This is a genomic window from Streptococcus australis (genome assembly GCF_019930045.1).
Lineage (GTDB): Bacteria > Bacillota > Bacilli > Lactobacillales > Streptococcaceae > Streptococcus > Streptococcus australis_D.
Genome location: NZ_JAHZQQ010000023.1, coordinates 26,407 through 32,570, shown reverse-complemented (window position 1 = coordinate 32,570; position 6,164 = coordinate 26,407). Strand labels below are relative to the sequence as shown.

The following is a 6,164-nucleotide window of genomic DNA, read 5'->3' as shown; positions in this document are numbered from 1 at the left end:
CTGACACACTTGAAAGCTTATTTGATTAACACTCCGCAACTTTACTTGAGTGTTTACACAAAATTATTGACAGAATCTTCTAAGATGGTCAAGGTAGTCAAATTATCATTCAGATTGTTATTCAGAATATTATTGTAAGAGCTAGACAATTGCTGCAAGACCTGAGAGTTCAACTCCGTCATATATACCAACTGTCTGGCCTCAATCATGGCATCATCAAATTGTTCTTTTTCCACATCATCAAATTGGCGGTAGATTAGGTGAGCCTTGATATGTTCCAGAAGCATGCGATTTTGCTTGGCAGCGGATGCTAGATAGACCATACCAGTTTCCACGTCAGAAAGAGCATAAAGGTTCTTACTAGTTGTCGTTTTTCGTAAGAGACGAGTAATCTCATCCTTGTGCTTATCTAGACGCTCAATAATCGGATAATAAGCATTACTAATCATCTCAAGCCCCGCAAACAAGAGTTTAAAGGTGGATAAACTTTCATGAGCATCAACATAGCGTTCCATTTGTGCAATAATATAGGCGTTGTCTCGGTTACTAATAGTTACAAGACGTGGCCCTTGGACAATGAAAGTCATCGGAATGGTTTCGTAATATTCCTTTTCCTTTTCCATATCCAATACATTATAGATAAAAGTCACAGTTCCATTTTCACGGTTATAATCCATATGGGCACGTTCATTTTTATCCAATGCATATTCAATGGTTTCTTGATCAATACCATACTTTTGGTACAACTGGGAGGTTTCCGCAATCAAGTCAGAATCAATATTAATCCAACTCCGACCATCTCCTAACTTTTTTTCAACGAACATTTCGTTTCCTCTTTACCTTATCTACCAGTACTCCTACCGATCACCCGAAATCGCTAGATGAGTCCTGTCCTCATTCACTGATCAACGCAATACAGCTGCTGCCAAGGCCTGCTGGATCTCGATAACACTATTATCACTCTTAAATTGAAGTGTTTCTGATGGCTCTACAGCTGATGAGACCCAAATTTTTAATTCAGCATCCAAATCAAAATGACCAGATGTTTCTACTGAAAAACGCGAAATAGAACGATAAGGAAGAGATTTATAAGATGTTTTCTTCCCTGTCATTCCTTGCTTGTCCACCAAAATCAGACGGTACTCCGTAAAGACAATCAAGTCACGAATCAAACTAAAAGCCAGAGTTACTTGCTCACCTGGAACCAGGATATCCCCTAAATCTTTTTCAACCTTATCGACGTCTTTTTGAGAAGCATTGCCCATCAAACCTGCAAAAATACCCATGATTTTTTCCTCCACAACTTGTGCATTTTCTATCTTAATAACTATACCATATTTTTTACGAGTTAAAAAGTTGCGGGAACGTTTTTTTGATAGTATAATGAGAGAGTCACAAGAGGAGCAATTGCTGAGATTGGCTAGCTTGGATGCCAGAGGTGTTCGTTGCTGGCCTAAACTCTTACCACCTGATCAGGTTAGGACCTGCGTAGGGATGTGTCTCAAAACAGAATGAAATAGAAAACTTCTATGACAACGTTTTGATGTGGCAACAAATGAGCCAATCAAAACGATTGGTATAGGAGGTTTTTTTATGTCGAAAACTACGATTCGACCAATGATTGAGGTTGCTCTTTTAGCGACCATTGCTTATATTTTGGATTTGGTTACTCAACCCATGTCCTTAGGTCCTTGGATTTCTCTATCTTTTAAGATGGTTCCCATCTTTCTCCTCAGTTTCCGCTGGGGCGTTAAGGCTGGTGCCATGGGTGGATTCATCTGGGGTTTGCTGCAAGTCGTAACTGGGGAAGCAGCTGGTGGTTGGTTGACTCCAATCCAAGGTTTCTTAGAGTACTTTGTAGCCTTTAGCTTGATTGGACTGAGTGGAATTGTCAAACCTACGCTTGACAAGGCTATCAGAGATAAGAAACGAGTTCAGACACTCACTTATATTACTGTTGGAGTCGTCTTAGGAGGGTTCGCACGTTACACAATTCACTACATTGCAGGGGTTATCTTCTGGGGAAGCTACGCACCGGCAGGCCAAAGTGCCTACCTCTACTCTCTAATTGTAAATAGCTCCTCCTTCTTAGGCGAGACTATTGCCAGTTTGATTGTCTTCTTTATACTACAAGAATTTTTGGGAAGACTCCTTATTACAGAACAATAAAAAGCCAGCTCGCTTGAGCTGGTTTTTTCGATTTATATATTCTATTCAGCAAAGTGAACCAAGAGACTAGTTAGCTAGCCCACAAAATAGTGGCTAGTGTCCAACAATTAGGGACTTTAGTTCCAATTGTTGGTGCTGAGTTACATCTTTTCCTCTAGTTCAACATCTGGATACTTGTCCGCAAACCAACGGAGGGCAAAGTCGTTTTCAAAGAGGAAGACAGGTTGGTCAAAGCGGTCCTTCGCCAAGATGTTTCGGCTTGAAGACATGCGCTCATCTAAGTCCTCTGGTTTGATCCAGCGAACAGTCTTTTTACCCATTGGACTCATAACGACTTCTGCATTGTACTCATTTTCCATCCGGTGTTTAAAGACCTCAAACTGCAATTGACCAACAGCTCCAAGCATGTATTCACCCGTTTGGTAGTTGGTATAAAGCTGAATAGCTCCTTCTTGCACCAATTGCTCGATTCCCTTATGGAAGGACTTTTGCTTCATGACATTCTTGGCAGATACCTTCATGAAGATTTCAGGTGTAAAGGTTGGCAGTGGTTCAAATTCAAACTTATTTTTCCCAACTGTCAGAGTATCCCCGACCTGATACGTACCGGTATCGTAGACCCCGATGATGTCGCCTGCTACGGCATTGGTGACATTTTCACGGCTCTCCGCCATAAACTGGGTGACATTAGATAGCTTAGCCCCCTTACCGGTACGAGGGAGGTTGACACTCATCCCACGTTCAAATTCACCAGATACGATCCGCACAAAGGCAATCCGGTCACGGTGACGAGGATCCATGTTGGCTTGGATTTTAAAGACAAAGCCTGAGAAATCCTTGTCATAAGGATCGACAATTTCACCATCTGTCTTTTTGTGGCCGTGTGGCTCCGGAGCAAACTTGAGGAAGGTTTCCAAGAAAGTCTGCACCCCAAAGTTAGTAAGAGCTGAACCAAAGAAGACAGGAGTCAATTCACCCGCAAGGATGGCTTCTTCTGAAAAGTCATTTCCAGCTTCTTGCAAGAGTTCGATATCATCTTTTACTTGCTCATAGAAGGGGTTGTTGACAAAGAGCTTGTCTCCATCTTCTAGACTAGCAAAGCGTTCATCCCCTTTGTAGAGTTCCAAACGTTGGTTATAGAGGTCATAGAGTCCCTCAAAGGCCTTCCCCATCCCGATTGGCCAGTTCATTGGATAACTCGCAATTCCTAATACTTCTTCCAATTCTTGCAAGAGGTCCAGTGGTTCATGACCGTCACGGTCCAGCTTGTTCATAAAGGTAAAGACTGGGATCCCGCGGTGTTTAACAACCTCGAACAATTTCTTGGTTTGGGCCTCGATACCCTTGGCAGAGTCCACCACCATGACCGCAGCATCCACCGCCATCAAGGTCCGATAGGTATCTTCTGAGAAGTCCTCGTGCCCTGGGGTATCAAGTATATTGACCCGTTTGCCATCATAGTCGAACTGCATAACAGATGAGGTTACCGAAATCCCACGTTGCTTCTCGATATCCATCCAGTCAGACTTAGCAAAGTTTCCTGTTTTCTTCCCTTTTACGGTACCGGCTTCCCGAATCTCTCCCCCAAAGTAGAGCAACTGCTCTGTAATCGTCGTTTTACCAGCATCCGGGTGGGAGATAATGGCAAAGGTACGGCGTTTTTTAATTTCGTCAGTTATTGTCATTCTTTCATCCTCAGTTATTTTTTAAAAGCATATTTTTTAGTAAGCAGGATCCTTCTACATTGGTTCTCTCCTTTTACCTTAACTAACCTATTATAGCGAAAATAGGCACTTTTTTCAACGATGATTCTTCTTTGAAATCAAAAAGGAAGACTAAAATCACACGATTCTAGTCTTCTTCAATTATATTGAATTACTTACTTTAACCCGCTCTCTTCTGCGACTGAAAAATACATTAAAGAGAAGCAAGGCTGCTGCTAGGATGCTGGAAACCACGACATAATTCACCAGGAGGCTGTCCCCTTTGATAATCGGTGGCCGGGCCATAAGTCCATAATTTCCTCCAGTGACTTGGTTGACACCAACTAGAAACATATCAAGGAAGAAGGTATAAAGAACAATTTCTCGATTTTTAAAGAGGCTCGTATCATAGCATCTCAAGAGATAAATCAAGGAATTAACCAAGAGACAGTAATGCCCTAAGAGAAAAGAAAAGCTCGTAATATGAGGGAAGGTATAGGGATCAAAGACCGGATAACCCAAGGCAAAGATCGCCCCACTGACTCCCATCAAGGCAAAGAACTGCTTGCTCTTCCATCGGTCTGGCAAGAGCAAGACAGCAAACATGGCCAAACGGCAATGGTACAAAGGTAAACTATTGGACCAGGGAAGTTGAAAAGCAAAATACCAGATATAGAGACAGATCAATTGAAATATTTGTAAGTTTCGAAAGATCTTTCGAAATTGTTCATTTTGATAGTAACGTAATGAAGCCCAAACTGCCATTAGGATTAAAAGAACCATGACCCCATACCAAAGGAGCGGGATAACAGGTGGTGCAGTGGATTCAGTTGTAAAAAAATGATGCATACGATCTCCTTATTAAACGGATTCAGATCTCCTATTTCTTTTCTTACTGGACTTAACGATCACATTGATCAGGATAAGGGTTCCTGTCATCAGGATGGTCACGAGCAAATAGTTGAGCACAAGTCCATGATCACCAAGTACAGGAGGACGACGCATAAATCCATAATTTCCACCTGTTACAAGATTCGCAAGCTGAATAATAGCATTAACCCCAAAAGTCATCTGACAGATTTTCCAGGCATCCCTTGCTTCCACCTGGTAGGATTGAACCAGATAGATCAAGCAATTGGCCAAGAGAGCCCAGTGCCCAAAGACATTATTGATCGAGGATACGTGAGGAAAAGGATAGGGATAAAAGACGGGATGAATCAAAGCCATGATAGAGCCAAAGACTCCTACCAGAGCAAAATATTGCTTGAAGCTTCCCTTGGGAGCCAAGAGAATGATCCACATGGCCATCCGGCTATGGTAGAAGGGAAGACTCTCTGAAACAGGCAAGCATGCTGCAATATACCAAGCATTGATAATGAGCAACTGGATCAATTGCCCCCAATACCAAAAGTTTTGATAACCTTTGGAAGAGGCCAATCGAATAGACAGAAGCCCCACCACTACCAATGAGGTTGGTAATAAGAAATACCAACCCCCCAATTGAGGAGGAGCCGTTGGTTGACTGGTGAAAAATAAATCCCAAAGTGTCATGTCTTCCTTCCCTCAGCTCATCTAATTTCTATTCTGAACGCGAACCGACAGTCTCTTCAACCATCTTGTATTTGTACTTATAACGTTGGTTGACCAAGAAAATTCCAGCTACCATCACAAAGCTAACCAAGAGGTAGTTTAAGAGAGCACCGTGATCCCCAATGATTGGTGGACGTCGTAAGAAGCCATAATCCCCTTTCGTCAAAAGGTTGACCAAGAAAATCAAAGCATTCATACCAAAGGTAATCTTGAAAATTCTCAAACTGTCTTGTTTTTCAGATTGATAATGATCCTGCAGGTAAATCAAACTATTAGCAAGCAAGGCCCAGTGACTAAAAATCAGATTCAACACAGTGATATGAGGGAATGGGAAGGGATCAAAGGCTGGATAAACCAAGGCCGCAATCGATCCTAGAACTCCCAAGAGAGCAAAATATTGCTTGATATAGGTCCCTTTAGGGGCAAAGAGAATCACCAGCATGGCCAAACGGCAATGATAGAACGGCAAATTATCCGTCAAAGGCATGTGGGCAAGAATATACCAAGCATTGATGGTCAAGACTTGGATCAACTGTGCCCAATACCAAAAGCGTTGGTAGCTTTTGGACTGTGCATATCTAATAGAAAAGTAGCCAACCACCAACAAAGAAGCTGGCAGAATGAAATACCAGAGCCCAAATTCAGGCGGGGCTGATTTTTGGTTCGTAAACAATAAATCCCAAAGTGTCATTTTCATATTCC

General features: G+C 42.2%; 6 protein-coding genes, 1 pseudogene and 1 riboswitch. Of the genes and pseudogenes, 1 reads left to right on the top strand and 6 read right to left on the bottom strand.

Annotated features, from left to right (window positions below; all coding sequences use genetic code 11):
• Positions 1-77: 77 nt before the first annotated feature.
• Together K1J10_RS05885 and K1J10_RS05880 are read right to left on the bottom strand one after the other, a co-directional pair.
• Positions 78-824, bottom strand: a pseudogene (locus tag K1J10_RS05885) (magnesium transporter CorA family protein); the annotation flags it as partial.
• 81 nt (positions 825-905) lie between these two features.
• Positions 906-1,286, bottom strand: a complete 381-nt coding sequence (locus K1J10_RS05880; protein WP_006596927.1) for a PH domain-containing protein — start codon at positions 1,284-1,286, stop codon at positions 906-908.
• A 101-nt stretch (positions 1,287-1,387) separates the two neighbouring features.
• Positions 1,388-1,512: riboswitch (TPP riboswitch) on the top strand.
• 81 nt (positions 1,513-1,593) lie between these two features.
• Between K1J10_RS05880 and thiT the strand changes: the two genes are divergently transcribed.
• Positions 1,594-2,169: an energy-coupled thiamine transporter ThiT gene (thiT, locus tag K1J10_RS05875; protein ID WP_223356180.1), complete on the top strand. Its 576-nt coding sequence runs from the start codon at positions 1,594-1,596 to the stop codon at positions 2,167-2,169.
• Between the two features lie 140 nt (positions 2,170-2,309).
• Here thiT and K1J10_RS05870 read toward each other — a convergent pair whose 3' ends face one another.
• The 4 genes from K1J10_RS05870 to K1J10_RS05855 form a co-directional block, all read right to left on the bottom strand.
• On the bottom strand, positions 2,310-3,854 hold the full coding sequence (locus K1J10_RS05870; RefSeq protein WP_223356179.1) for a peptide chain release factor 3: 1,545 nt from the start codon (positions 3,852-3,854) through the stop codon (positions 2,310-2,312).
• 180 nt (positions 3,855-4,034) lie between these two features.
• Positions 4,035-4,721 carry a YwaF family protein gene (locus K1J10_RS05865; protein WP_223356178.1) on the bottom strand — a complete coding sequence of 229 codons (687 nt, stop codon included), beginning with the start codon at positions 4,719-4,721 and terminating at the stop codon, positions 4,035-4,037.
• A gap of 12 nt (positions 4,722-4,733) precedes the next feature.
• Positions 4,734-5,423, bottom strand: coding sequence for a YwaF family protein (locus K1J10_RS05860; protein WP_223356177.1), 690 nt, complete (start codon positions 5,421-5,423; stop codon positions 4,734-4,736).
• A gap of 28 nt (positions 5,424-5,451) precedes the next feature.
• Positions 5,452-6,153: a YwaF family protein gene (locus K1J10_RS05855; RefSeq protein WP_223356176.1), complete on the bottom strand. Its 702-nt coding sequence runs from the start codon at positions 6,151-6,153 to the stop codon at positions 5,452-5,454.
• Positions 6,154-6,164: the final 11 nt, after the last annotated feature.

Coding starts and splice junctions, on each gene's coding strand:
- K1J10_RS05880 (WP_006596927.1), bottom strand. CDS start 1,286: ATGGGTATTTTTGCAGGTTTGATGGGCAATGCTTCTCAAAAAGACGTC.
- thiT (WP_223356180.1), top strand. CDS start 1,594: ATGTCGAAAACTACGATTCGACCAATGATTGAGGTTGCTCTTTTAGCG.
- K1J10_RS05870 (WP_223356179.1), bottom strand. CDS start 3,854: ATGACAATAACTGACGAAATTAAAAAACGCCGTACCTTTGCCATTATC.
- K1J10_RS05865 (WP_223356178.1), bottom strand. CDS start 4,721: ATGCATCATTTTTTTACAACTGAATCCACTGCACCACCTGTTATCCCG.
- K1J10_RS05855 (WP_223356176.1), bottom strand. CDS start 6,153: ATGACACTTTGGGATTTATTGTTTACGAACCAAAAATCAGCCCCGCCT.
- K1J10_RS05860 (WP_223356177.1), bottom strand. CDS start 5,423: ATGACACTTTGGGATTTATTTTTCACCAGTCAACCAACGGCTCCTCCT.